This is a genomic window from Agromyces sp. CF514 (assembly GCF_900113185.1).
In the GTDB taxonomy this organism is placed as follows: Bacteria; Actinomycetota; Actinomycetes; order Actinomycetales; family Microbacteriaceae; genus Agromyces.
Map to the genome: position 1 here is coordinate 2,405,378 of NZ_FOZD01000001.1, position 25,740 is coordinate 2,431,117.

At 69.3% G+C, this 25,740-nt stretch carries 22 protein-coding genes; 14 read left to right on the top strand and 8 right to left on the bottom strand.

What is annotated here, in order from left to right; translation table 11 throughout:
• Positions 1-37: 37 nt before the first annotated feature.
• The 10 genes from uvrA to BM342_RS10780 all read left to right on the top strand — a co-directional run bounded on the left by uvrA (position 38) and on the right by BM342_RS10780 (position 11,461).
• Entirely contained in the window at positions 38-2,929 is a 2,892-nt protein-coding gene (uvrA, locus tag BM342_RS10735) for an excinuclease ABC subunit UvrA (RefSeq protein WP_092965560.1), read from the top strand.
• A gap of 2 nt (positions 2,930-2,931) precedes the next feature.
• A complete protein-coding gene (gene uvrC, locus BM342_RS10740; protein WP_092965562.1) occupies positions 2,932-4,854 on the top strand; it encodes an excinuclease ABC subunit UvrC in 1,923 nt (640 codons plus the stop codon).
• Between the two features lie 38 nt (positions 4,855-4,892).
• Positions 4,893-5,765 (top strand): RNase adapter RapZ, encoded by an 873-nt coding sequence (gene rapZ / locus BM342_RS10745; RefSeq protein ID WP_092965564.1) that lies wholly within the window; start codon positions 4,893-4,895, stop codon positions 5,763-5,765.
• A gap of 67 nt (positions 5,766-5,832) precedes the next feature.
• Positions 5,833-6,813 (top strand): DNA-binding protein WhiA, encoded by a 981-nt coding sequence (gene whiA, locus BM342_RS10750; protein WP_092965566.1) that lies wholly within the window; start codon positions 5,833-5,835, stop codon positions 6,811-6,813.
• Positions 6,814-7,001: 188 nt separating this feature from the next.
• Positions 7,002-7,628, top strand: a complete 627-nt coding sequence (locus BM342_RS10755) for a superoxide dismutase (protein ID WP_092965568.1) — start codon at positions 7,002-7,004, stop codon at positions 7,626-7,628.
• 94 nt (positions 7,629-7,722) lie between these two features.
• Positions 7,723-8,727, top strand: coding sequence for a type I glyceraldehyde-3-phosphate dehydrogenase (gap, locus tag BM342_RS10760; protein WP_092965570.1), 1,005 nt, complete (start codon positions 7,723-7,725; stop codon positions 8,725-8,727).
• An 11-nt stretch (positions 8,728-8,738) separates the two neighbouring features.
• The gene (gene pgk, locus BM342_RS10765; RefSeq protein ID WP_092965572.1) at positions 8,739-9,953 is read left to right on the top strand and encodes a phosphoglycerate kinase; all 1,215 of its coding nucleotides are present in this window, start codon (positions 8,739-8,741) and stop codon (positions 9,951-9,953) included.
• The gene (gene tpiA / locus BM342_RS10770) at positions 9,944-10,732 is read left to right on the top strand and encodes a triose-phosphate isomerase (protein ID WP_092965574.1); all 789 of its coding nucleotides are present in this window, start codon (positions 9,944-9,946) and stop codon (positions 10,730-10,732) included. The genes pgk and tpiA overlap by 10 nt, the downstream gene beginning before the upstream one ends.
• Before the next feature lie 110 nt (positions 10,733-10,842).
• Positions 10,843-11,094: a preprotein translocase subunit SecG gene (gene secG / locus BM342_RS10775; protein WP_055857657.1), complete on the top strand. Its 252-nt coding sequence runs from the start codon at positions 10,843-10,845 to the stop codon at positions 11,092-11,094.
• Between the two features lies 1 nt (position 11,095).
• Complete coding sequence (locus tag BM342_RS10780; protein WP_092965576.1) at positions 11,096-11,461, top strand: RNA polymerase-binding protein RbpA; 366 nt, start codon at positions 11,096-11,098, stop codon at positions 11,459-11,461.
• Positions 11,462-11,555: 94 nt separating this feature from the next.
• On the opposite strand, the gene pgl is transcribed toward BM342_RS10780, so the two are convergent.
• Genes pgl through tkt form a run of 6 tightly spaced genes read right to left on the bottom strand, consistent with a single transcriptional unit; the run spans position 11,556 to position 19,668 of the window.
• Complete coding sequence (gene pgl, locus BM342_RS10785; RefSeq protein WP_092965578.1) at positions 11,556-12,326, bottom strand: 6-phosphogluconolactonase; 771 nt, start codon at positions 12,324-12,326, stop codon at positions 11,556-11,558.
• On the bottom strand, positions 12,323-13,282 hold the full coding sequence (locus BM342_RS10790) for a glucose-6-phosphate dehydrogenase assembly protein OpcA (protein WP_092966803.1): 960 nt from the start codon (positions 13,280-13,282) through the stop codon (positions 12,323-12,325). Before BM342_RS10790 ends, pgl begins: the two co-directional genes overlap by 4 nt.
• Positions 13,279-14,820, bottom strand: coding sequence for a glucose-6-phosphate dehydrogenase (gene zwf, locus BM342_RS10795; RefSeq protein WP_092965581.1), 1,542 nt, complete (start codon positions 14,818-14,820; stop codon positions 13,279-13,281). Before zwf ends, BM342_RS10790 begins: the two co-directional genes overlap by 4 nt.
• A 16-nt stretch (positions 14,821-14,836) precedes the next feature.
• Positions 14,837-16,441, bottom strand: coding sequence for a glucose-6-phosphate isomerase (locus BM342_RS10800; protein ID WP_092965583.1), 1,605 nt, complete (start codon positions 16,439-16,441; stop codon positions 14,837-14,839).
• Positions 16,438-17,547 carry a transaldolase gene (gene tal / locus BM342_RS10805; protein ID WP_177232136.1) on the bottom strand — a complete coding sequence of 370 codons (1,110 nt, stop codon included), beginning with the start codon at positions 17,545-17,547 and terminating at the stop codon, positions 16,438-16,440. Before tal ends, BM342_RS10800 begins: the two co-directional genes overlap by 4 nt.
• 27 nt (positions 17,548-17,574) lie before the next feature.
• Complete coding sequence (gene tkt, locus BM342_RS10810; protein ID WP_092965585.1) at positions 17,575-19,668, bottom strand: transketolase; 2,094 nt, start codon at positions 19,666-19,668, stop codon at positions 17,575-17,577.
• A 333-nt stretch (positions 19,669-20,001) separates the two neighbouring features.
• Between tkt and BM342_RS10815 the strand changes: the two genes are divergently transcribed.
• A complete protein-coding gene (locus BM342_RS10815) occupies positions 20,002-20,922 on the top strand; it encodes a heme o synthase (protein WP_092966805.1) in 921 nt (306 codons plus the stop codon).
• Between the two features lie 59 nt (positions 20,923-20,981).
• On the opposite strand, the gene BM342_RS10820 is transcribed toward BM342_RS10815, so the two are convergent.
• Both BM342_RS10820 and BM342_RS10825 read right to left on the bottom strand, forming a co-directional pair.
• On the bottom strand, positions 20,982-21,584 hold the full coding sequence (locus BM342_RS10820; RefSeq protein WP_092965587.1) for a gamma carbonic anhydrase family protein: 603 nt from the start codon (positions 21,582-21,584) through the stop codon (positions 20,982-20,984).
• Positions 21,584-22,522, bottom strand: a complete 939-nt coding sequence (locus BM342_RS10825; RefSeq protein ID WP_255368672.1) for a COX15/CtaA family protein — start codon at positions 22,520-22,522, stop codon at positions 21,584-21,586. Before BM342_RS10825 ends, BM342_RS10820 begins: the two co-directional genes overlap by 1 nt.
• Before the next feature lie 251 nt (positions 22,523-22,773).
• On the opposite strand from BM342_RS10825, the gene sufB reads away from it, so the two are divergent.
• The 3 genes from sufB to BM342_RS10840 are packed head-to-tail and all read left to right on the top strand — an operon-like array spanning position 22,774 to position 25,704.
• Positions 22,774-24,192 (top strand): Fe-S cluster assembly protein SufB, encoded by a 1,419-nt coding sequence (sufB, locus tag BM342_RS10830; protein ID WP_092965591.1) that lies wholly within the window; start codon positions 22,774-22,776, stop codon positions 24,190-24,192.
• A 14-nt stretch (positions 24,193-24,206) separates the two neighbouring features.
• On the top strand, positions 24,207-25,376 hold the full coding sequence (sufD, locus tag BM342_RS10835; protein WP_143109839.1) for a Fe-S cluster assembly protein SufD: 1,170 nt from the start codon (positions 24,207-24,209) through the stop codon (positions 25,374-25,376).
• 1 nt (position 25,377) lies between these two features.
• Positions 25,378-25,704: a non-heme iron oxygenase ferredoxin subunit gene (locus BM342_RS10840; RefSeq protein WP_092965595.1), complete on the top strand. Its 327-nt coding sequence runs from the start codon at positions 25,378-25,380 to the stop codon at positions 25,702-25,704.
• Positions 25,705-25,740: the final 36 nt, after the last annotated feature.

Below are 25,740 nucleotides of genomic sequence, written 5' to 3' on the forward strand. Positions count from 1 at the left end.
CGGCGTTCGTGTCGGTGGGGCTGCCTAGACTCGGAGGGTGCCTGTTTCACGTCTCGATGCCCATTCGCACCTGAGTGTCCGCGGTGCCCGCGTGCACAATCTCCGCGACGTCGACGTCGAGATCCCACGCGATGCGATGGTGGTCTTCACCGGGCTCTCGGGCTCCGGCAAGTCCTCGCTCGCGTTCGACACGATCTTCGCCGAGGGGCAGCGTCGCTACGTCGAGTCGCTGTCCGCATACGCACGGCAGTTCCTCGGCCAGGTCGACCGGCCCGACGTCGACTTCATCGAGGGCCTGAGTCCGGCCGTCTCGATCGACCAGAAGTCCACCAATCGCAACCCGCGTTCGACCGTCGGCACGATCACCGAGATCTACGACTACATGCGACTGCTGTGGGCGCGCATCGGCGTGCCGCACTGCCCGGTGTGCGGCGAACGCATCCAGCGGCAGACGGTGCAGCAGATCGCCGACCAGCTCATGCAACTCGAAGACGGCGTGCGCTTCCAGGTGCTGAGCCCGGTGGTGTCGCAGAAGAAGGGCGAGTTCGTCGACCTGTTCCGCGAACTGGCCGCCGGCGGCTATTCGCGTGCGGTGGTCGACGGCGAACTGATCCGACTCGACGAGCCGCCGACGCTGAAGAAGCAGGTCAAGCACGACATCTCGGTCGTCATCGACCGGCTGGTCGCCGGCCCCGACGTGCTCGGCCGCCTCACCGACTCCCTCGAGACGGCGCTGCGGTTGACCGACGGGCTCGTGCAGATCAACTACGTCGACGAGTCCGGTCCCGACGCGTGGGACACCTTCTCCGAGAAGCTCTCCTGCCCGAACCAGCACCCGATCCAGCTCACCGAGATCGAGCCGCGCACGTTCTCGTTCAACGCGCCGTTCGGCGCCTGCCCCGAGTGCTCCGGACTCGGCACGCGCATGGCGGTCGACGAGCAGCTGCTCCTCGGCGACCCGGCGCTGAGCATCGCCGAGGGCGTCATCATCCCCTGGACCTCGCAGGGCAAGAGCCTCTACAACTACTACGAGAAGCTGCTCGTCGGACTCGCCCGTGATCTCGGCTTCTCGCTCGACACTCCGTGGGAGGAGCTCGACGGCGCCGCCCGAGATGCAGTGCTCCGCGGCGACAACTTCGAGGTCAAGGTCAAGTGGCGCAACCGGTACGGCCGCGAGATGAGCTACACCTCGGGCTTCGAAGGCGTCGTGCCCTACATCGAGCGCCAGTACCTCCAAGCCGAGACCGATGCACAGCGGGTGCGGTGGTCGGAGTACCTCCGCGAAGTGCCGTGCCCCGTCTGCGACGGCAAGCGGCTGAAGCCCGAGGTCCTCTCGGTGCTCATCCACGACGCGAGCATCGCCGATGTCGGCCTGCTGAGCCTCACCGACGCTCGCGCGTTCATGGACCGCCTCGAGCTCACCGAACGCGAGCAGACGATCGCCGCGCAGGTGCTGCGCGAGATCAAGCTGCGGCTCGACTTCCTCATCCGCGTCGGACTCAGCTACCTCGATCTCTCGCGTGCCGCCGCGACGCTCTCCGGCGGCGAGGCGCAACGCATCCGGTTGGCCACGCAGATCGGTTCAGGGCTCACGGGCGTGCTCTACGTGCTCGACGAGCCGAGCATCGGCCTGCACCAGCGCGACAACCGACGCCTCATCGACACGCTCGTCGCGCTCCGCGACCTCGGAAACACGCTCATCGTCGTCGAGCACGACGAGGACACCATCCGCACCGCCGACTGGATCGTCGACATCGGCCCGGGCGCTGGCGTGAACGGCGGAACCGTCGTGCACTCGGGCAGCTACGCGGACCTCGTGAAGAACACGCGCTCGCTCACCGGCGACTACCTGTCGGGCCGCAAGGAGATCCCGATCCCCGAGCGGCGGCGGGTGATCGACCCCGAGCGCATGATCTCGGTGCACGGCGCCGAGGCGAACAACCTCCGCGGGGTCGACGTCGACTTCCCGCTCGGCGTGTTCACGGCCGTCACCGGCGTGAGCGGGTCGGGCAAGTCCTCGCTCGTCAACGACATCCTCTACCGCGTGCTGGCCAACCGGCTGAACGGTGCCCGCAAGCTGCCGGGCCGGCACCGCCGCGTCACCGGGCTCGACCACCTCGACAAGGTCGTGCACGTCGACCAGGCGCCCATCGGACGCACGCCCCGCTCGAATCCGGCCACCTACACGGGCGTGTTCGATCGCATCCGCACGCTGTTCTCCGAGACGACCGAGGCGAAGGCCAGGGGATACCTGCCGGGCCGGTTCAGCTTCAACGTCAAGGGCGGTCGCTGCGAGGCGTGCTCGGGCGACGGCACGATCAAGATCGAGATGAACTTCCTGCCCGACGTCTACGTCGCGTGCGAGGTCTGCGGCGGCCAGCGCTACAACCGAGAGACGCTCCAGGTGCACTACAAGGGCAAGAACATCGCCGAGGTGCTGCAGATGCCGATCAGCGAGGCGGCCGAGTTCTTCGAGCCCATCTCGGCGATCCACCGCTATCTCAAGACCCTCGTCGATGTCGGACTCGGCTACGTCCAGCTCGGGCAGAGCGCGACGACGCTCTCGGGCGGCGAGGCGCAGCGCGTCAAGCTCGCGACCGAGCTGCAGCGTCGTTCCAACGGTCGCAGCGTCTACGTGCTCGACGAGCCGACGACGGGCCTGCACTTCGAGGACGTGCGCAAGCTGCTGAAGGTGCTGGGCAAGCTCGTCGACAAGGGCAACTCGGTGATCGTGATCGAGCACAGCCTCGACGTGATCAAGTCGGCCGACTGGATCATCGACCTCGGCCCGGAGGGCGGTTCCGGCGGCGGGCAGGTCGTCGCGACCGGCACGCCCGAGCAGGTCGCGGAGGTGGCCGAGAGCCACACCGGGTTCTTCCTGCGCGAGATCTTCGACGCCGCGCGACCGGGCGTCGAAGTCGCCAGCTGACCATGGCCGACGCGCTCGCCTACCGCCCGAAGGCGGGGGAGATCCCGACCGCGCCGGGCGTCTACCGGTTCCGCGATGCCGACCGTCGTGTGCTCTACGTGGGCAAGGCCAAGAACCTCCGTGCCCGGCTCTCCAACTACTTCGCGCCACTTCGCACGCTGCACGAGCGGACGCGGCGCATGGTCACGACGGCCGCCTCCGTCGAATGGACCGTCGTCGGCAACGACGTCGAAGCGCTCCAGCTCGAGTACACCTGGATCAAGGAGTTCGATCCGCCGTTCAACGTGAAGTACCGCGACGACAAGTCGTATCCGTACCTCGCGGTCACCCTCGCCGATGAAGCGCCGCGTGCGATCGTCACCCGTCGGAGCGGCATCCCCGGTGCGCGCTACTTCGGTCCGTACCCGAAGGTCTGGGCGGTCAACGAGACCCTCGAACTGCTGCTGAAGCTCTTCCCGATCCGCACCTGCAAGGACTCCGACTACCGTCGGGCGATGGCGACGGGTCGACCGTGCTTCGCCGGCCAGATCGGGCGGTGCTTCGGCCCCTGCTCGGGTCGGGTCGGCATCGAGGAGCACCGCGCCAACGTCGACCGGTTCGTGTCGTTCATGACGAACCAGGATCGCCGCATCGTCGACGAGCTCTCGCAGCAGATGCTCCAGGCCTCGGCCGCGTTCGAGTACGAGACCGCGGCCCGTCGGCGCGATCAGCTGCAGGCCGCGACCGAATTCTTCGAGAAGAGCGCCGTCGTGCTGCGCGACGACGTCGACGTCGACGTGTTCGGCATCGATCACGACGAGCTCGCCGCCGCAGTGCAGATCTTCATCGTGCGGGGCGGACGCGTGCGCGGAGTGCATTCGTGGACCGTCGACAAGGAGCTCGACGTCCCGATCGGCGAGCTCGTCGACTCGGTCGTGCAGAACGCGTACGGCGGGCAGTTGACGCCGCCGCGCGAGGTCGTCGTGCCCGAGCTGCCCGACGACGCGGCGGCGCTCGAGACGTGGCTCGCCGAGCGCGCCGGGCGCAAGGTCCGGCTGCGGGCTGCCCAGCGTGGCGACAAGGCGGCCCTGCTCGCGACGGCGACGCAGAACGCCAAGCAGTCCCTGATGCTCTACAAGACGCGTCGGAGCGCCGACTTCACGACGCGTTCGCGCGCACTCGAGGACATCCAGGAGGCGCTCGGCATGGCGGATGCCCCGCTGCGCATCGAGTGCTTCGACGTCTCGCACTTGAGCGGCACGAACATCGTGGCATCCATGGTCGTCTTCGAAGACGGCCTGCCCCGCAAAGACGAGTACCGCAGGTTCACGATCCCCGAGTCGACCGACGACACCGACTCCATCCACCAGGTGCTCACCCGACGGCTCGCGTACCTCGCCTCGCCCGAGGAATCCCGGGTGCCGGAGGCGACCCCGGCCGGCACGGGCACCGATGAAGCGGCCCCGGTCGAGGGCGCTCGTCGCTCCAAGTTCTCGTACCGGCCGAACCTGCTCGTCGTCGACGGCGGCGAGCCGCAGGTGGCTGCCGCGGCCAGGGCCCTCGCCGAGTCCGGAGTCGAGGGCATCTACCTCTGCGGCATCGCGAAGCGACTCGAGGAGATCTGGACCCCCGACTCCGACTACCCGGTGATCCTCCCGCGCAACAGCGACGCGCTCTTCCTGTTCCAGCGCGTCCGCGACGAGGCGCACCGGTTCGCCATCACGCACCAACGCCAGCGCCGCAAGCGCGACATCTCGTCGGTGCTCGCCGAGATCCCGGGGCTCGGGCCGACCCGCATCAAGGTCCTGCTCCGGCACTTCGGCTCGGTGAAGCGCCTGCGCGCGGCATCCGTCGACGAGATCTCGACCGTCGACGGCTTCGGTCCGACACTGGCCGCGGTCGTGCACGGCGAGCTGCACGCCGGTGCCGAGGCCCAACCCCGATAGGCTGGTTGCTCGACATGGGGGAAGGTGAGATCGGGGCGATGGCAACCGAGTTCGAGCAGGAGATGCTCATCGTCACCGGCATGTCGGGAGCCGGCCGCTCGACCGTCGGGAACGCCCTCGAGGACCTCGGCTGGTACGTCGTCGACAACCTGCCGCCCCAGATGCTGCGCCCGCTCGTCGAGCTCGTCGAACGCGCCGGTGCCTCGTTGCCCCGCATCGCCGCGGTCGTCGACATCCGGGGCCGCGACTTCTTCGCCGAGCTGCGCGAGATCATCCAGGCGCTCCGAACCGGCGTCAACGTCCGAGTCGTGTTCCTCGACGCCACCGACGCGGTGCTCGTGCGCCGCTTCGAGGCCGTGCGGCGCCCGCATCCGTTGCAGGGCAACGGCACGCTCCTCGACGGCATCGGCGCCGAACGCTCGCGCCTCGCCGAGCTGCGCGAGGCCGCAGACCTCGTCGTCGACACGTCGGAGCTCAACATCCACCAGCTCGCCACGCTCACGACCGAGACCTTCGCCGAGGCCGGCAGGGCCGGCGTCCGGGTCACGCTGCTCAGCTTCGGCTTCAAGTACGGGCTGCCGACGGACGCCGACCTCGTCGCCGACGCCCGGTTCCTCCCGAATCCCTTCTGGATCGGCGAGCTGCGGAACCTCACCGGCGAGGATCCCGCCGTCGCCGAGTACGTGCTCCACCAGCAGGGTGCCCAGGAGTTCATCGACGCCTACGTCGCCGCGCTGCAACCGGTGCTGAGCGGCTACCAACGCGAGAACAAGGGGCACGCCACGATCGCGATCGGATGCACGGGCGGGAAGCACCGCTCGGTGGCGATCGTTCGAGAGCTGGCCGCCCGACTCGAGGCGTTCCCCGACATCGCCGTCAGCGTCCGCCATCGCGACCTCGGACGCGAGTGAGCGTCCGCATCGTTCATGACGCGCAGGGCATCACGCCCGCGCATCCACCCACAGGAAGGATCACGAGGTGGCATTGACCGCGGATGTGAAAGAAGAACTGGCACGCGTCGAGGTGTCGAAGACGAGTGTCCGCGCGGCCGAGTTGGCCTCCGTGCTGCGTTTCGCGGGCGGACTGCACATCATCTCGGGTCGGATCGCGATCGAGGCCGAACTCGATTCGCCGACGACGGCGAAGCGCGTCACACGCGACCTCGGCGAACTCTACGGCGTGCGCCCCGACGTCTCGGTCATCGCACCGTCGGGCATCCGCCGCTCGAACCAGTTCCTGCTGCGGGTGCTCGACGGCGGCGAGACGCTCGCGCGCCAGACCGGGCTGCTCGACGCTCGCAGGCGACCGGTGCGCGGACTGCCGAACAAGCTGACGACCGGCTCGCGCGACGAGGTCGCGGCCGTGTGGCGGGGTGCGTTCCTCGCGCACGGCAGCCTCACCGACCCCGGCCGTTCGGCCGCGCTCGAGATCACGTGCCCCGGCAACGAGACGGCCATGGCGCTCGTCGGCGCGGCCGGGCGGCTCGGCATCTCGGCGAAGGCTCGCGAGGTGCGCGGAGTGCACCGGGTCGTCATCCGCGACGGCGAGGCGATCAGCTCGATGCTCTCGCTCATGGGTGCCAGCGGCACGGTGCGCAACTGGGAGGAGCTGCGCCAGCGTCGCGAGGTGCGCGCCACGGCGAACCGGCTCGTGAACTTCGACGACGCCAACCTGCGCCGATCCGCGCAGGCCGCGGTCGCCGCCTGCGCGCGCGTCGAGCGGGCGATGGAACTGCTGGGCGACGACATCCCGGAGCACCTCAAGTACGCGGGGGAGCTGCGGCTCGCCCACCGCGACGCGAGCCTCGACGAGCTCGGCCACCACGCCGACCCGCCCATGACGAAGGACGCCGTGGCCGGACGCATCCGGCGCCTGCTCGCCATGGCCGACACCCGGGCTGCGGCCCTCGGCGTGCCCGGCACCGAGGCGAGCCTGCCGGCCGACCTCGACGACGTCTAGGCCTTCGCCGATCGATTCGACGGATGCCGCGGCATCCGTCGTTCCGTCGACCCGTCGCGCGCCCGGAGCCGGGTGTCATCGGACGTCAACCCGGGTGGTGGGGCCGAGCAGCGGGCATAGACTCGAAGGCGCAGCCGCGGAACACCGGGCAGAGGCCCGGAACGCCCGGCATCTGACAAGGAGAAGCAATGGCTGACTACACCCTGCCCGATCTCGCCTACGACTACTCGGCGCTCGAGCCGGCGATCAGCGGCACCATCATGGAGCTGCACCACTCGAAGCACCACCAGGCGTACGTGACGGGTGCGAACACCGCCCTCGCGCAGCTCGCCGAGGCGCGCGAGACGGGCAACCTCGCGAATGTGAACAAGCTCGAGAAGGACCTCGCGTTCAACCTCGGCGGTCACATCAACCACTCGATCTTCTGGACCAACCTCTCGCCGAACGGCGGCGACAAGCCCACCGGCGAGCTCGCGGCCGCGATCGACGACCAGTTCGGCTCCTTCGACGCCTTCCAGGCGCACTTCACCGCGACCGCCCTCGGCGTGCAGGGCTCTGGCTGGGCCGTGCTCGCCTGGGATTCGCTCGGCCAGCGCCTGATCATCGTGCAGTTCTTCGACCAGCAGGGCAACCTCCCGGCCGGCATCGTTCCGCTGCTGATGCTCGACGTGTGGGAGCACGCGTACTACCTCGACTACCGCAACGTGCGCGCCGACTACGTCAAGGCGTTCTGGACGATCGCGGACTGGGACAACGTGCAGCTGCGCTTCGCCGCAGCAAACGAGAAGACCTCAGGGCTGCTGCTACTGTCGTAATCGTGACGGTGTCCTCGGGCATCGTCCGAGGACACCGTTGTCCGAATCTTCCCAAACAACGCGCGCTCGCGCACCGTCACATCAGGAGAGATCCGTGTCTGTAAAGATCGGCATCAACGGCTTCGGCCGCATCGGCCGCAATTACTTCCGTGCAGCCCTCGCCCAGGGCGCAGACCTCGAGATCGTCGCGGTCAACGACCTCACCGACAACAAGACGCTCGCACACCTGCTGAAGTACGACTCGATCACGGGCCGCCTCGACGCGACGGTCGACTACGACGACGACAACATCATCGTCAACGGCACCGCGATCAAGGCGTTCGCCGAGCGCGACCCCGCCAACCTGCCCTGGGGCGAGCTCGGCGTCGACATCGTCATCGAGTCGACCGGCTTCTTCACGAAGGCCGCCGATGCGCGCAAGCACATCGAGGCCGGCGCCAAGAAGGTGCTGATCTCGGCTCCGGCGACCGACGAGGACGCCACGTTCGTCATGGGCGTCAACGAGCACGAGTACGACCCCGCGACGCACCACATCATCTCGAACGCCTCGTGCACCACGAACTGCCTCGCGCCGCTCGCCAAGGTGTTCAACGACGCCTTCGGCATCGAGCACGGCCTCATGACCACGGTGCACGCCTACACGGCCGACCAGAACCTGCAGGACGGCCCCCACAAGGACCTCCGTCGTGCGCGTGCGGCCGCCGTGAACATCGTCCCGACCTCGACCGGTGCGGCGAAGGCCATCGGCCTCGTGCTGCCCGAGCTCATCGGCAAGCTCGACGGCTTCGCGCTCCGCGTGCCCGTTCCCACCGGTTCGATCACCGACCTCACGGTCACGACGCCGAACCCGGTCACGGTCGACGAGATCAAGGCCGCCTACAAGGCCGCCGCCGAGGGTCCCATGAAGGGCATCCTCAAGTACACCGAAGACGAGATCGTGTCGAGCGACATCGTCACCGACCCGCACTCGTCGATCTTCGACGCGGGCCTCGTTCGCGTCATCGGCAACCAGGTGAAGCTCTCGAGCTGGTACGACAACGAGTGGGGTTACTCCAACCGTCTCGTCGACCTCACCGAGTACGTCGCCGAACGTCTCTGAATCGGGACATCGTGACCCTGCGAACGATCGATAGCCTCGGTTCGCTCGCCGGAACGCGCATCGTCGTCCGTTGTGACCTCAACGTTCCTCTCAAGGACGGGGTCATCACGGACGACGGTCGTGTTCGGGCGTCGCTGCCGACACTCACCGCGCTGACCGACCAGGGGGCGCGCGTGGTCGTGGTCTCCCACCTCGGCCGCCCCGAAGGCGCTCCCGACGCGAAGTACAGCCTCGCGCCCGTCGCCGCCCGCCTCGGCGAGCTCGTCGACGTGCCGGTGGCGTTCGCGACCGACACCGTCGGCGCGGATGCCGCGGCCAAGGTCGAGGCCCTGGCCGACGGCGAGATCCTCGTGCTCGAGAACCTCCGCTTCAACCCGGGCGAGACCTCGAAGGACGTCGCCGAGCGCACCGCATTCGCAGAACAGCTCGCGAACTTCGCCGACGCCGTCGTCTCCGACGGCTTCGGCGTCGTGCACCGCAAGCAGGCGAGCGTCTTCGAGCTCGAAGAGCTGCGTCCGAGCGCGGCGGGCCTGCTCATCGCCTCCGAGCTCGACGTGCTCGACCGCCTCACCGAGAACCCCGAGCGCCCCTACGCGGTCGTGCTCGGCGGCTCGAAGGTGTCCGACAAGCTCGGCGTGATCGCGCACCTGCTGCCCAGGGTGGACACCCTGCTCATCGGCGGCGGAATGCTGTTCACCTTCCTCGCGGCCCAGGGCCACAAGGTCGGCTCGAGCCTGCTCGAAGCCGACCAGATCGAGACCGTGCGGGGCTACCTCGCCGAAGCCGCCGAGCGCGGCGTCTCGATCGTGCTCCCGACGGATGTCGTCGTGGCGGCGTCGTTCTCGGCGGAGGCCGACCACGTGGTCGCCGCCGCCGATGCGATCGAGGAGACGCCGTTCGGCGCCTCGGGCCTCGGACTCGACATCGGGCCCGAGACGGCAGCGGTCTTCGCCGAGCACATCCGCGGGTCGAAGACGGTGTTCTGGAACGGCCCGATGGGCGTGTTCGAGCTCGCGCCCTTCGCCGCCGGCACCCGTGCGGTCGCCCAGGCGCTCACCGAGGTCGACGGACTCAGCGTCGTCGGCGGAGGCGACTCGGCCGCGGCCGTGCGTCAGCTCGGATTCTCAGACGACCAGTTCGGTCACATCTCGACGGGCGGAGGCGCAAGCCTCGAGTTCCTCGAGGGCAAGAAGCTCCCCGGACTGGAGGTCCTCGGATGGCAGTGAAGCGCACCCCGTTCATCGCAGGCAACTGGAAGATGAACCTCGACCACCTGCAGGCGGTCGCATTCACGCAGAAGCTCGCGTGGTCGCTGAAGGACGCGAAGCACGACCCGGCAGACGCCGAGGTCGCGGTCTTCCCGCCGTTCACCGACATCCGCTCGGTGCAGACGCTCATCGCGGCCGACAACCTGCCCATCGCCTACGGCGCGCAGGATGTCTCGGCTCACGACTCGGGCGCGTACACGGGCGAGATCTCGGGGGCGTTCCTCGCGAAGCTCGAGTGCGCGTACGTGATCATCGGGCACTCCGAACGTCGCACGCTGCACGGCGAGACCGACGCCGACGTGAACGCCAAGGTGCTCGCGGCCCACCGCCACGGCATCGTGCCCGTGCTGTGCGTGGGCGAGACGGCCGAAGACCTCGAGGCGCACGGCCCGAGCGCCGTGCCCGTCGCGCAGCTGCGAGCGGCCCTCGAGGGCGTCGACGGCTCGAAGGGGCTCGTCATCGCGTACGAGCCCGTCTGGGCGATCGGTTCGGGCCAGGCGGCGACGCCACAGCAGGCCGAGCAGGTCTGCGAGGCGCTCCGCGGCGTGCTCCGCGAACTGTTCGGAGAAGACGTGGCCGCTGCGACGCGCGTGCTCTACGGCGGGTCGGTGAAGGCGGCGAACATCGCCTCGTTCCTGCGCGAGCCCAACGTCGACGGTGCGCTCGTGGGCGGTGCGAGCCTCGACATCGACGAGTTCTCGAGCATCGTCCGGTTCAAGAAGCACGTCGGGGCCTGATCCCGACACCGCGCGGGGCCTGAGACGCGTGTCTCCGGCCCCGCGCGTTCGCTCCCGCTATACTCGTATATCGGCACCGACCCCCCTCGTCGTGCCCGGAAAGGTTCACCGTGGAGATTCTCCAGGTCGTGCTGCAGGTTCTGCTCGGTATCACGAGCCTCCTGCTGACGCTGCTCATCCTCCTGCACAAGGGCCGCGGCGGCGGTCTGTCCGACATGTTCGGCGGCGGCGTCACGTCCAGCCTCGGCGCCTCCGGCGTTGCCGAGCGCAACCTCAATCGCATCACCGTGATCCTCGGTCTCGTGTGGGTGACGTGCATCGTCATCCTCGGCCTGATCACGAAGTTCGACTCGGGGATCTGACATGGCTTCCGGAAACAGCGCCATCCGTGGCTCGCGCGTCGGCGCCGGCCCCATGGGCGAGCAGGATCGCGGCTTCCACGCCGACCGCGTCGCCGTGAGCTACTGGGATGCCCAGGGCAACGAGACCGTGCGGTACTTCGCGGCGAGCCTGCCCGAAGAGGAGATCCCCGAGGTCATCGACAGCCCGTCCACGGGTCTGCCGGCCGGCCGCGACAAGGAGAACCCGCCGTCGGTCTCCAAGCTCGAGCCGTACAAGACGCACCTCGCCTACGTCAAGGAACGCCGCAGCGACGAAGAAGCCGCCGCGCTCCTCGAAGAGGCATTGACGCAGCTGCGCACGCGCCGCGGTCAGGCTCCCAAGGAGTAGTCGACCGACGACGTCGCACGACGTCCGCACACACGAAGAAGGGGCGAGCCGAACGGCTCGCCCCTTCTTCGTGCGCGAGGCACGAAGCACGATCTCAGTAGTCGCGCGCGATGAGCTCCTCGGGAACCTCTGCTGCGGCATCCGAATCCACGAAGAACACCGTGCGACGGCGGCCCTTGATGCCCGCCACGGGCACCTCGTCGCGGCTGGCGCCCGCGAGGGCGAGCCCCAGGGCCGACGCCTTGTCCGCCCCGGACAGCACGAACCAGACGCGCTGGGACGCATTGAGCACGGGGCGGGTGAGGCTCAGTCGCTCGGGCGGCGGCTTGGGGGAGTCGCGCACCGCGATGACCGTGCGATCGGTGACCTGGATCCCGGAGCGATGCGGGAACAGCGACGCGATGTGGCCGTCGGGTCCGACGCCGAGGAACGTGATGTCGAACGACGGCGCGTCGCCGCCGTCGCCGCCGAACTCGGAGAGCTCGGCCTCGAACGCGACCGCGGCGTCGTCGAGCGAGATGCCCGAGTCCGACGCCGGGAACCGGTGCACGTTCGCGTCGGGGATGTCGAGGTCGTCGAGCAGCGCGCGATCGGCGATCCAGTCGTTGCGATCCTCACTGCCGGCCGGAACCCAGCGCTCGTCGCCCCACCAGAAGTGCACGCGCGACCAGTCGATGCTCGTGCGGGCGGGGGAGGAGGCGACGGATTCGAGCACCGCACCCGCCATCGAACCGCCCGTGAGCACGACGTGCGCGATCGGCTGGTCGTCGAGGATGTCGAGCATCTTCGTGATGAACCGTGCCGCCACCGAACTGGCCAGCGACCCCTTGTCGGGGTGCACCAGTACTCGGCGTTCGTTCGTCATGCGGGGGCTCCCTCGGCCTCGGGCTCGCTGAGCAGCGCGAGGCCGCTCCTGATGACTTCACCGTACAGCTCATCGGGGTCGAGACGACGGAGCTCGTCGGCGAGGCAGTCCCGGAGGTTGCGGCGGGGCAGGGCCACGTCGTGCAACGGCTGCCCGGGCTGGCGGAGGGTGGCGACACCGGGCTGGTCGCGCGTGAGCTCGATCACGCCGGTCTCGCGCTCGAGCGTGACGCCGTGGATGCCGTGCGAGCCCTCGGACACGTCCGTGAGGACGTACCCAGTCGGGGCATCCAGCTGCAGCTGCAGCCACGCCGCGAGGAGCGTCGTGGACGGCGAGTCGGCGGCGCCCGTGACGTGCACCCGGGTGACAGGGGCGAACGGGGGCTGGTCGAGCACCGCCGCGAGCTGGGCGCGCCACAGCGTGAGGCGCGTCCACGCGAAATCGGCGTCGCCCGGCGTGTAGCTGTCGACGAGCGCCCGGAGGGCCGCCTGCGGATCCGGCTGGCTCGAGGCATCCGTGATCCGTCGCTGGGCGATGCGGCCGAGCGGCGAGGTGCCCGGCACCGCGGGCGCCACGCTCGGCCACCAGGTGACCACCGGGGCGTCGGGCAGCAGCAGCGCCATGACGAGGCTCTCCTCGTCGTGCGCGACCGGGCCGTGGGCGCGGAGCACGATGACCTCGCTCGCGCCCGCGTCGCCGCCGACGCGGATCTCCGCATCGAGACGCGGTGCGACGCCGTCGGCCTCATCGGGATCGGAGGAGACGACGATGACGCGCATCGGGTGCTCGCGCGACGCGTCGTTGGCGGCCTCGATGGCCTCCTCCTCGACGCCGGGCGTGGTGGCGATGACGAGCGTCAGCACACGTCCGAGCGCGACGACGCCGTTCTCCTCGCGGATCTTGACGAGCGCCTTCGAGACCTTGCTGGTGGTGGTGTCGGGCAGGTCGACGATCACGGGCGCCTCCAGGTTCGGCCGTCGCGGGCGAGCAGGGCGTCGGCGGACGACGGCCCCCACGTGCCGGGGCGGTACTGTTCGGGCTGGCCCTGCGTGGACCAGAACTCCTCGATCGGGTCGAGGATCTTCCAGGAGAGCTCGACCTCCTCCTGACGGGGGAACAGCGGCGGGTCGCCGAGCAGCACGTCGAGGATGAGCCGCTCGTAGGCCTCGGGGCTCGCCTCGGTGAAGGCGTGGCCGTAGCCGAAGTCCATGGTGACGTCGCGCACCTGCATGCCCGCGCCCGGCACCTTGGAGCCGAAGCGGATGGTGACGCCCTCGTCGGGCTGCACGCGGATCACGAGCGCGTTCTCGCCGAGCTGCGAGGTCTGGCTGTCGGCGAAGAGCTGCTGCGGCGCACGCTTGAAGACCACGGCGATCTCGGTCACGCGGCGGCCGAGCCGCTTGCCCGCGCGGAGGTAGAACGGCACGCCGGCCCATCGGCGGGTGCCGATGGTCAGCTTCATGGCCGCGTACGTCTCGGTGAGCGACTCGGGGTTCATGCCGTCTTCATCGAGGAAGCCGATGACCTCCTCGCCGCCCTGCCATCCGCCTGCGTACTGGCCCCGGGCGGTGCCCGTCGCGAGGTCTTCCGGCAGGCGCACCGCTGCGAGGATCTTCTCCTTCTCGGCGCGCAGGTCGGCGGCCTCGAACGAGATGGGTTCCTCCATCGCGGTCAGCGCGAGCAGCTGCAGCAGGTGGTTCTGGATGACGTCGCGGGCAGCGCCGATACCGTCGTAGTACCCGGCACGGCCGCCCACGCCGATGTCCTCGGCCATCGTGATCTGCACGTGGTCGACGTAGTTCGCGTTCCAGATGGGCTCGTAGAGCTGGTTCGCGAACCGCAGCGCGAGGATGTTCTGAACCGTCTCCTTGCCCAGGTAGTGGTCGATGCGGAACACCGAGTCGGGCGGGAACACCGAGGCGACGACGTCGTTCAGCTCGCGAGCCGACTTCAGGTCGGAGCCGAACGGCTTCTCGATGACGACTCGTCGCCACTGGCCGTTCTTCTGCTCGGTGAGGCCGGATCGCTTGAGCTGCTCGGTGACCAGCGGGAACGACTTCGGCGGGATCGACAGGTAGAACGCGTGGTTGCCCATGGTGCCGCGCTCGGCGTCGAGGTCGGCCACGACGCCGCGCAGGCGGTCGAACGCCGCGTCGTCGTCGAAGTCGCCCTGCACGAAGCGGATGCCGCGTGCGAGCTGCTTCCAGACGTCCTCGCGGAACTCGGTGCGCGCGTACTGGCGCACCGAGTCGTGCACGACCTTCTCGAAGTCCTGGTCGGCCCAGTCGCGACGGGCGAAGCCCACGAGCGCGAATCCGGGCGGCAGCAGGCCGCGGTTGGCGAGGTCGTACACGGCGGGCATCAGCTTCTTGCGCGACAAGTCGCCCGTCACGCCGAAGATGATGAGGCTCGAGGGACCGGCGATGCGATTGAGCCGGTAGTCCTTCGGGGATCGAAGCGGGTTGTGACCCGCGGAGATGGTTGCCGGAGGCATGTGGACCCTTCCTGGCTCAGCCGATAGCGTCGAAGAGCGTCGCGACGTTCACCGACGGGTCGGTGAGCGTGAGCGTCAGCACCGGTCGCCCGTGCTCGGCGAGCACGCTCGAGTCGCCGGACGCCTGCGCGGCGATGAGCTGCCCGAACGTGAACGGGCGCTCGGGGATCGCGAGGTCCTCGGCCACCGCCTGGGTGATCTGCAGGAACGCGCCGACGGCGGGGCCCCCCTTGTGGAACTGCCCGGTCGAGTGCAGGAACCGGGGTCCCCAGCCGAAGGTGACGGGACGGCCGGCGCGCGCCGCGAGGCGCGCACGCAGCTCTTCGAGCTCGGGGTGCGCGACGCGATCGACGTACGCCTGGACCGAGAGGTAGCCGTCGGCCGGGAGCTCTTCGAGGAGGACCTCGATCGCCGACTCGAGGTCGCTCGACGCGCCGATGACCTCGGGCGTGCCGCGCACCTCGATGCCCTCGGCCACGAAGGCTGCGGGCGTGGGCTCGGGGCGTGCGTCGAGCAGGCCGCGAGCCGCGATCTTGGCCGACTCCACGTCGGGCTGGTCGAACGGGTTGATGCCGAGCAGGCGTCCGGCGACCGCGGTCGCGTACTCCCACACGAGCAGCTGCGCGCCGAGCGTGCCGGAGACGCGGATCTCGTCGGTGCCGTCGTCGACGAGCTGCTCGTCACCGGCGTCGCTCACGATCCGCACGACCTGGACGTCGGGGAGCTCGCCCGACAGCTCGGGTGCGTCTGCCTCGAGCACGACGGGGAGGATGCCGGTGCCCTCCTTGCCCGTCGATTCGGCGATGAGCTGCTCGGCCCAGTCGGCGAAGCCGACGATGTGCGTGCCGTCGGCGACGATCGCGAGCTTGTCGCGACGCGGATTCGCCGCCGCGATGGCCGCTCCGAGCACGAGGCCGGGGTTCTCGGGGGAGTCGATCGCGAGCGAGAGCTCGATCGTCTCGGCCTCGTCGAGGATCTCGGAGATGTCGACGCCCGCGAGGCCGGAGGGCACGAGGCCGAACGCGGTGAGGGCCGAGTAGCGCCCGCCCACGTTCGGGTCAGCGTTGAACACCCGGTAGCCGGCCGCGCGAGCCGACTCGTCGAGGGGCGAACCGGGGTCGGTCACGATCACGATGCGCGAGCGCGGGTCGATGCCGGCCTCGGTGAAGGCCTGCTCGTAGACCCGGCGCTGGCTGTCGGTCTCGACCGTCGAGCCGGACTTCGACGACACGACGAGGGCGGAGACCGCGAGCCGATCGGCGAGTGCGGCGCGCACCTGGCCGGGCTCCGTCGAGTCGAGGACCGTCAGGTCGACGCGCGCGGTGCGAGTGATGACCTCGGGCGCGAGCGAGGAGCCGCCCATGCCCGCGAGCACGATGTGCTCGACGCCCTCGGCGCGGAGCTGCGTGCGGAGGGCCTCGATCTCGGCGACGAGCGGGCGGGAGATGGCGACGGCCTCGGTCCAGCCGAGGCGCTTCGCCGACTCCTCTTCGGCCGCCGGGCCCCAGAGGGCCGGGTCCTGCGCCGTGATGCCGCTCGCCACGAGGTCGGCGACGAGCCCGGGCACGTTCGCGCGCACGGCGTCGGCCGCGGCGCCGCTGACGGCGATGCGGAAGCTCATCGTGCACCCTCCAGTGCGCCGGTGACGGTGTCGAGGAGTTCGTGCCACGAGACGATGAACTTCTCGACGCCCTCGCGCTCGAGGAGCGCGGTGACGTCGTCGTAGTCGACGCCCACGGCGGCGAGTGCGTCGAGCACGGCGCCGGCGGCGGCGTAGGCGCCGGTGACGGTGTCGCCTTCGACCACGCCGTGGTCGAAGGTCGCCTCGAGGGTCTTCTCGGGCATCGTGTTGACGACGCCCTGGGCGACGAGGCCGGTCACGTACAGCGTGTCGGGCAGCGACGGGTCCTTGACGCCGGTCGAGGCCCACAGCGGGCGCTGCTTGTTCGCACCGGCCGCGAGGAGGGCCGCGGCACGCTCGCCCGCGAACTCCTGCTCGAAGAGCTCGTAGGCCAGCTGCGCGTTGGCGACGCCGGCCTTGCTCTTGAGCGCGAGCGCCTCGTCGGTGCCGATGGCCTCGAGGCGCTTGTCGATCTCGGAGTCGACGCGCGACACGAAGAACGACGCGACCGAGTGGATGGTCGACAGGTCGATGCCCGCATCCTTCGCGATCTCGAGGCCGGCGAGGTACGCCGCGATGACGGCCCGGTAGCGGTCGAGGCTGAAGATGAGCGTGACGTTCACGCTGATGCCGGCGCCGATCGCGGCCGTGATCGCGTCGAGGCCCTCGACGGTCGCGGGGATCTTGATCATCGCGTTCGGGCGGTCGACCTTCGCCCAGAGCGCCTTGGCCGACTCGATGGTGCCCGCGGTGTCGTGCGCGAGGTCGGGTGCGACCTCGATCGAGACGCGGCCGTCGTAGCCGTTGCTCGCGTCGTAGACCGGGCGGAAGATGTCGGATGCCGCACGCACGTCGTCGGTGGTGATCTCGAACACGGCGGTGTCGACGTCGGCGCCTGCGGCGGCGAGCGCTGCGACCTGCTCGGCGTAGGCGGCGCCGTTGGTGAGGGCGCCCGCGAAGATCGTCGGGTTGGTGGTCACGCCGACGACGTTGCGCTCGGCGATGAGCTTCTCGAGCCCGCCCGAGGCGATGCGCTCGCGCGAGAGGTCGTCGAGCCAGATGCTCACGCCGGCGGCGGAGAGGTCTGCGGTGGGGGTGGTGGTCATGATTCTCGAATCTCCTTCGTGCTCTCGTCAGGCCGACGCGAGCGATTCCTTGGCAGCGGCGACGACGGCTTCGGTCGTGATGCCGAACTCGCGGAACAGGGTCTTGTAGTCGGCGGACGCGCCGAAGTGCTCGATCGAGACCGAGCGACCGCGGTCGCCGACGATCTTCGCCCAGCTGAGCGCGACGCCGGCCTCGACCGACACGCGTGCGGTCACGGCTGCGGGCAGCACCGACTCTCGGTACGCGGCATCCTGCTCCGCGAACCAGTCGAGGCTGGGCGCCGAGACGACGCGCGCCTGGATGCCCTCCGCCGCGAGCTGCTCACGGGCCGCGACGGCCAGCTGCACCTCGGAGCCAGTGGCGATGAGGATCACGTCGGGCGTGCCCGACGCGGCATCCGCGAGCACGTACGCGCCCTTGGCGACGCCAGCGGTCGAGGCGAACACGTCACCCGAAGCCTCGCCCTCGCCGCGCGGGAACACGGGGATGTTCTGGCGCGTGAGCGCGATGCCGACAGGGGCGTCGCGCCGGCTCAGGATCTCGAGCCAGGCGGCGGCGGTCTCGTTGGCGTCGGCGGGACGCACGACCGAGAAGCCGGGGATCGCGCGGAGCGTCGCGAGCTGCTCGATCGGCTGGTGCGTCGGGCCGTCTTCGCCGAGCGCGACCGAGTCGTGCGTCCAGACGAAGATCGAGGGCACCTTCATGAGTGCGGCCAGTCGCACCGCGGGGCGCATGTAGTCGCTGAAGATCAGGAACGTGCCGCCGAACGGGCGGGTCTTTCCGTGCAGGACGATGCCGTTCAGGATGGCGCCCATGGCGTGCTCGCGGATGCCGAAGTGCAGCACGCGGCCGTAGGGGTTGCCCGAGAACTCGTGCGTCGACCACTCGGCCGGGATGAACGAGGCCGCCCCGTTGATGGTCGTGAGGTTCGACTCCGCGAGGTCGGCCGATCCGCCCCAGAACTCGGGGAGCTGCGGTGCGAGCGCGTTGATGACCTTGCCGCTCGCGGCACGCGTGGACACCTCGGTGCCCGACTCGAACACGGGCAGGACGTCGGCGAGGCCCTCGGGCAGCTCGCCCGCCTCGAGGCGGTCGAGGAGCTGCTTGCGCTCGGGGTTGGCGGCGGCCCAGGCGTCGAAGCCGACCTGCCACTCCGCCTTGAGGGCGGCGCCGCGCTCGAGGGCGCCGCGGGTGTGCTCGATGACGTCTTCGGCGACGACGAAGGTCTGCTCGGGGTCGAAGCCGAGCACCTCCTTGGTGGCGGCCAACTCCGAGGCGCCGAGTGCCGAGCCGTGGATCTTGCCCGAGTTCTGCTTGCCGGGCGACGGCCAGCCGATGATGGTCTTGAGGATGATGATCGACGGCTTCGAGGTCTCGCCCTTGGCGGCCTCGATCGCGGCGTTCAGCTCGGCGACGTCTTCGACGTACTGGCCGGTCTTCTTCCAGTCGACGGTCTGCACGTGCCATCCGTAGGCCGCGTAGCGCTCGGCGACGTTCTCGGTGAAGGCGATGTTGGTGTCGTCCTCGATCGAGATCTGGTTGGAGTCGTAGATCACGACGAGGTTGCCGAGCTGCTGGTGGCCGGCGAGCGAGGAGGCCTCGCTGGTCACGCCCTCCTGCAGGTCGCCGTCGCCGGCGACCACGTAGACGAAGTGGTCGAACGGGCTCGTGCCGGCCGCGGCATCGGGGTCGAACAGGCCGCGCTCGAAGCGCGAGGCGTAGGCGAAGCCCACCGCCGAGGAGAGCCCCTGCCCGAGCGGGCCCGTGGTGATCTCGACGCCGTCGGTGTGGCCGTACTCGGGGTGGCCGGGCGTCTTCGAGCCCCAGGTGCGCAGCGACTTCAGGTCGTCGAGCTCGAGGCCGTCGCCCGCGAGGTAGAGCTGCACGTACTGGGTCAGCGAGCTGTGGCCCGCCGAGAGGATGAAGCGGTCGCGTCCGAGCCACTGGTGGTCGGCGGGGTCGCGCCGCATGACCTTCTGGAACAGCAGGTAGGCGGCGGGCGCGAGGCTCATCGCGGTGCCGGGGTGGCCGTTGCCGACCTTCTCGACGGCGTCGGCCGCCAGGATCCGGGCGGTGTCGACAGCGCGGTCGTCGATGGTCTCCCAGTTCAGGTGAGTCACGAGTGGAGTGTTCCTTCCGATGGTGAGCGGCCCCGAGATTCTCGGTCGGCCAGGGAAATCACGCGGCGACGTTGCCAACTTGCGCGCACGACCACATTCCGGGGGAGTGTGTGGGTCGTGAACAACGCGGGGTGGCCCGCATGCTCAAAGTATATGGAAAGGCTCAGTTTCGCGGACGTGACGACGGGTTCACGGCTCGTGCACAGACGTGTGAGGTCGGCTCAGGCCCCGAAACCGGCCGCCCTCGGGTCGACGATGCCGATGACGCCGGATGACATAGAATGCCGTGTGGGCCGCGTCGTGTTCGGCGTGCCCGCGCGCGGAAGAGGAGCGATGCAGGCAGCAGTTGAGACGCGGCAAGAGACCGCCCGACCGACCCTGAAGCGCAAGCTCGCGGCGTATGTTGCGCTGACGAAGCCGCGCGTCATCGAACTGCTGCTCGTGGTCACCGCTCCGACGATGATCCTCGCGCAGAACGGGCTCCCGAGCCTCTGGCTCATGATCGCGACCCTGATCGGCGGTGCGATGAGCGCCGGGTCCGCCGGCGCGTTCAACTGCTACATCGACCGCGACATCGACCGGGTGATGAAGCGAACCCAGGGACGCCCGCTCGTCACGGGCGAGCTGACCGACCGCGAGGCGCTCGTCTTCGCCTACGGACTCGGCATCGCGTCGATCGTCTGGCTCGGCATCTTCACGAACTGGGTCGCCGCGGCGCTCTCGCTCGCCGCGATCCTGCTCTACGTCGTCTTCTACAGCCTGATCCTCAAGCGCCGCACGGCGCAGAACATCGTTTGGGGCGGCATCGCCGGCTGCATGCCCGTGCTCATCGGCTGGGCCGCGGTGACGGGCGACCTGAGCTGGCCGCCGTTCATCCTGTTCCTGATCATCTTCCTCTGGACGCCGCCGCACTACTGGCCGCTCTCGATGAAGTACAAGGACGACTACGCGGCGGCCGGCGTGCCGATGCTCGCCGTCGTGCGCGGTCGCGCCCAGGTCGGCCTGCAGGTCATCCTCTACGCATGGGCGACCGTCGCGTGCTCGCTGCTGCTCGTGCCGATCGCCGGCATGGGGCTGCTGTACACGAGCGTCGCGCTCGTCTCGGGCGTGTGGTTCATCTACGAGACGCACCGCCTCTACGACCTGTCGATCCGGCACGAGCAGGTTTCGCCGATGCGCGTGTTCCACGGCTCGATCGCCTACCTGACGCTGGTCTTCCTCGCGGTCGGCATCGACCCGCTGCTGCCCTTCTGAGGCCGCTCGGCGCCGTCTGCGGCGCTGCGCATCGGAGCGGGCGGATGTCGGATGTCGCGTCAGTCCGCCTCGTCGACGATCACGTCGTCGTCGTGGGCCGCGTAGAAGGCCGACTGCCGTCGGAGGATCTCGGCCGTGCCGTCCTCGCGCGCGACGCCGTAGACGGTGCCGGGGAAGTCGAGGGTCCGCTGCACCGCCCAGATCTCGTCGTGGCGGTCGGGGCTGAACAACTGTGCAGGCGAGCCGACCGCGACCCAGCCGATCGGCACGACGAGCCCGGGTGCGAGCACGGTGTTCACGTGCACGACCGCGTTGATGCGCACCTCGGCACCCTCGCCGACGACCGCGCCGGGGAACACCGAAGCGCCCGTCGCGATGAATGCGTCGTCGGCGATCGACGCCCCGTTGACGTGCGCGTGCGGGCCGATCATGACGTGGGAGCCGATCACGGCCGGATGTCCGGATCGGCCGCGGATCACGGCATGCTCGAGCACAACGGTCTCCGCCCCGATGCGGACCTCGCCGTCTTCGGCCGTCAGGACCGCGCCGTGCATGATGCGCGCTCCGGCCTCGACGACCACGTCGCCCGAGAGGATCGCGCCGGGAGCCACCGTGGCCGCTGGAGAGACGAACGGCTCGCGACCACGATGGCGGACGAGCATCAGCGAGCGGAAGCCGCGACGGGCGAGGCGGTTGCCTCGGCATCCGTCGCCACCGGGCGCTTGAGGTGCAGGATCACGACGGTCATCGCGGCCGCGCTCAGGGCGGCGAGCACCATGTGGATGCCCACGGCGAGCGGCGGCAGGCCGTTGCGGGCCTGGTAGAGCCCGACCCCGATCTGCACGAGCTCGACGGCCAACAGCACGAGGGTCCATCGGAGCGTCGGCAGCTTCTGCGACCACGCGCCGATGACGAGTGCGACGGTGAGCGCGAACAACGCGTATCCGGGCCAGGCGTGCACATGCTCGAGCAGTTCGGCGTTGAAGCCGTTGCGCCCGGCCTCGGCATCGCCCGAGTGGGGGCCGGCGCCCGTGGTGAGCACGCCGAACACGATCGAGACGGCCATGACGGCGCTCGTGGCGTGCGCGAGCCCGAGGTACCAGCCGGGCACGGCTCGTTCACGCGGCCCCGGGACCGCGTCCATGCGCACGAGGAAGGCGGCCGCCACGCACACCAGGGCGAGCGAGGTCACGTAGTGGAAGCCGACGATGAACGGGTTCAGGCCCGTCCAGACCGTGATGCCGCCCACGAGGGCCTGTGCGACGATGCCCGCGCCGACGATGAACGAGAGGGTGAACAGGTCGCGACGTTCGGCGCGGATGCGCCAGACGAGGATGAAGAGGATCAGTGCGACGATGCCGACGACGCCCGTCATGAGGCGGTTGCCGAACTCGATGAGCGAGTGGTACGACAGCTCCTCGGTCGGCACGAGCGAGCCCGGCGTGCAGGTGGGCCAGGTGGGGCAGCCGAGCCCCGAACCGGTGAGGCGCACCGCGCCGCCCGTGGCGATGATCGTCGTCTGCGCGACGAACGAGAGCCAGGCGAAGATGCGGATGCGGCGGTCGACGCGCTGGGGGAGCCACGCGATGAAGCGGTTCACGCTGGGAGGTCCTGCTCCGGATCTGCTGTGCCGCCGCTGGGAGTACGGACCGAGCGGCGGCGCGACCCTATAGACTTGATGGGTTGGGAGGCTCCGCGAGGCGCGCGAGAACGCGCGATGCGGGTACCCAGCCATCTTAGGTTCGCAGAGACGCCACCCGCACATCATCACCAACTCGAAGAGCGCCTCGACTCACGGGAGGCGATGGGCCGGACTGATAGCCGGTTGCACGGGAGGAGAAGAGGGAGAGCATGACGGACGTACTGATCGACCGGCCGGAACTCGAAGGGCTCGGCACGTACGAGTTCGGGTGGGCCGACTCCGACGCAGCAGGAGCATCCGCGCGACGCGGAATCTCGCCGGAGGTCGTCGCCGACATCTCCGGACTGAAGAACGAGCCCGAATGGATGCTCCAGCGACGCCAGCGCGCGCTGCAGCTCTTCGAGCGCAAGCCCATGCCGACGTGGGGTGCCGATCTCAGCGAGATCGACTTCGACAACATCAAGTACTTCGTGCGCTCGACCGAGAAGCAGGCCCAGACCTGGGAAGACCTGCCCGACGACATCAAGAACACGTACGAGAAGCTCGGCATCCCCGAGGCGGAGCGCCAGCGCCTCGTCGCCGGTGTCGCCGCGCAGTACGAGTCCGAGGTGGTCTACCACCAGATCAACGAAGAGCTCGAGCGCCAGGGCGTCATCTTCATGGACACCGACACCGCCCTGAAGGAGCACCCCGAGTTCTTCGAGGAGTACTTCGGCACCGTGATCCCGGCGGGCGACAACAAGTTCGCCGCGCTGAACACGGCCGTCTGGTCCGGCGGCTCGTTCGTCTACGTGCCGCCCGGCGTGCACGTCGAGATCCCGCTGCAGGCCTACTTCCGCATCAACACCGAGAACATGGGCCAGTTCGAGCGCACGCTGATCATCGCCGACGAGGGCAGCTACGTGCACTACATCGAGGGCTGCACGGCTCCCATCTACAAGAGCGACTCGCTGCACTCGGCCGTCGTCGAGATCATCGTGAAGAAGAACGCCCGCGTTCGCTACACGACGATCCAGAACTGGTCGAACAACGTCTACAACCTCGTGACCAAGCGGGCCACCGCAGCCGAGGGCGCCACCATGGAGTGGATCGACGGCAACATCGGCTCGAAGGTCACGATGAAGTACCCGTCGATCTTCCTCATGGGCGAGCACGCCAAGGGCGAGACCCTCTCGGTCGCCTTCGCGGGCCCGGGCCAGCACCAGGACGCCGGCGCCAAGATGATCCACATGGCGCCGTACACGCAGAGCTCGATCGTCTCCAAGTCGATCGCCCGCGGCGGCGGTCGCGCCGGATACCGCGGCGAGGTCCGAGTCGATGCGAACGCCCATCACTCGGCGAACACCGTGCGCTGCGACGCGCTGCTCGTCGACACGATCTCCCGGTCCGACACGTACCCCGCGATCGACATCCGCGTCGACGACGTCGTGCTCGGGCACGAGGCCACCGTCTCGAAGGTCAGCGAGGAGCAGCTCTTCTACCTGATGAGCCGCGGCATGCCCGAAGACGAGGCCATGGCCATGATCGTGCGCGGCTTCATCGAGCCGATCGCGCGCGAGCTGCCGATGGAATACGCGATGGAACTCAACAAGCTCATCGAGATGGGCATGGAAGGATCGGTGGGCTAGCAGTGACCGCCCAGATGACCAGCACAGCCCTGCCCACGGCTGAGCAGCACGGACTCGTCGCGCACTCCGACGGCGCATTCGTGCCCGTGCAGACGCGCTCCGAGCGCTTCCGTTCGGTGCACGTCGAGGACTTCGCCCCCGTCACCGGCCGCGAGCACGAGTGGAAGCTCTCGCCCGTCGCCGCCTTCGCCGACCTGACCGCCGGAGAGCTCGACGGCGGTCGACTCGAACTGCGCACCGATGCCGTCGACGGCGTCGAGCTCTCGTGGATCGCCCGCGACGACGAGCGCATCGGTCGCGCCGGCGTCCCCGAGGAGCGCGCGTCGGCCAACGCCTGGTCCAGCTTCGACGAGGCCCTGCTCATCCGCGTGACCGGCGACGACGAGAAGGTCGCGGTGATCACCCGCACCGCCCTCGGCACGGCACCGCGCGGCGCGCACACCGTCATCGAGATCACGCCGAACAGCCGCGCACTCATCGTGTTCGGCGGGGAGGGCGACGCCCGCCTCACCGAGAACGTCGAGATCATCGTCGGCGAGGGCGCATCGCTCACCGTCGTCTCGCTCCAGGAATGGAACGACGACGCGGTGCACCTCTCGAGCCAGTTCGCCCGCATCGGGCGCGACGCGTTCCTGAAGCACATCGTCGTCTCGCTGGGCGGCAAGGTTGTGCGGGTGAACCCGTCGACGCACCTCGCCGAGCAGGGCGCCGACATCGAGGCGCTCGGCCTCTACTTCGCCGACGCCGGCCAGCACCTCGAGCAGCAGGTCTTCGTGCACCACGACGCACCGCACACGCGCAGCCGGGTCACCTACAAAGGTGCGCTCCAGGGTGCGGGCGCGCGCAGCGTCTGGATCGGCGACGTGCTCATCGCGCAGAGCGCGCCGGGCACCGACAGCTACGAGCAGAACCGCAACCTCGTGCTGACCGACGGCACGCGCGCCGACTCCGTGCCCAACCTCGAGATCGAGACCGGTGACATCGCCGGCGCAGGCCACGCGAGCGCCACCGGGCGCTTCGACGACGAGCAGCTCTTCTACCTCATGGCCCGCGGCATCACCGAGGCCGAGGCGCGTCGACTCGTCGTGCGCGGATTCCTCACCGAGATCGTGCAGAAGATCGGCTCTCCCGAGCTCGAGGCGCGCCTGACGGCCGCCGTCGAGGCCGAGCTGGAAGGGCGCTGACGTGACCTCCGTTCGTGTCTGCTCGGTCGCCGACCTCGCCGAGAACGAGGCATCCCGCTTCGTGCTCGAAGGCGTTCCGATCGCCGTCGTCAAGGACTCCGCGGGTGAGGTGTTCGCCATCGGCGACACCTGCACCCACGGCGACATCTCGCTCGCCGAGGGGTTCGTCGAAGACGACACGCTCGAGTGCTGGGCGCACGGGTCGAAGTTCTCGCTGAAGACCGGCAAGCCGCTCACGCTCCCCGCCTACGAACCCGTGCCCGTCTACCAGGTGCAGATCACCGACGGCGACGTGCACATCGACCCCGCGGTCACCCTGACCGTCTGAATCAGCTTCCGGCCCGCGCGGCCGATCAACGAAAGA

Bases quoted from the DNA above. Each gene is read 5' to 3' on its own strand.
- uvrC (WP_092965562.1), top strand. From the start codon at position 2,932: ATGGCCGACGCGCTCGCCTACCGCCCGAAGGCGGGGGAGATCCCGACC.
- rapZ (WP_092965564.1), top strand. From the start codon at position 4,893: ATGGCAACCGAGTTCGAGCAGGAGATGCTCATCGTCACCGGCATGTCG.
- BM342_RS10755 (WP_092965568.1), top strand. From the start codon at position 7,002: ATGGCTGACTACACCCTGCCCGATCTCGCCTACGACTACTCGGCGCTC.
- tpiA (WP_092965574.1), top strand. From the start codon at position 9,944: ATGGCAGTGAAGCGCACCCCGTTCATCGCAGGCAACTGGAAGATGAAC.
- BM342_RS10780 (WP_092965576.1), top strand. From the start codon at position 11,096: ATGGCTTCCGGAAACAGCGCCATCCGTGGCTCGCGCGTCGGCGCCGGC.
- pgl (WP_092965578.1), bottom strand. From the start codon at position 12,326: ATGACGAACGAACGCCGAGTACTGGTGCACCCCGACAAGGGGTCGCTG.
- zwf (WP_092965581.1), bottom strand. From the start codon at position 14,820: ATGCCTCCGGCAACCATCTCCGCGGGTCACAACCCGCTTCGATCCCCG.
- BM342_RS10800 (WP_092965583.1), bottom strand. From the start codon at position 16,441: ATGAGCTTCCGCATCGCCGTCAGCGGCGCCGCGGCCGACGCCGTGCGC.
- tal (WP_177232136.1), bottom strand. From the start codon at position 17,547: ATGACCACCACCCCCACCGCAGACCTCTCCGCCGCCGGCGTGAGCATC.
- BM342_RS10815 (WP_092966805.1), top strand. From the start codon at position 20,002: ATGCAGGCAGCAGTTGAGACGCGGCAAGAGACCGCCCGACCGACCCTG.
- BM342_RS10820 (WP_092965587.1), bottom strand. From the start codon at position 21,584: ATGCTCGTCCGCCATCGTGGTCGCGAGCCGTTCGTCTCTCCAGCGGCC.
- sufB (WP_092965591.1), top strand. From the start codon at position 22,774: ATGACGGACGTACTGATCGACCGGCCGGAACTCGAAGGGCTCGGCACG.
- sufD (WP_143109839.1), top strand. From the start codon at position 24,207: ATGACCAGCACAGCCCTGCCCACGGCTGAGCAGCACGGACTCGTCGCG.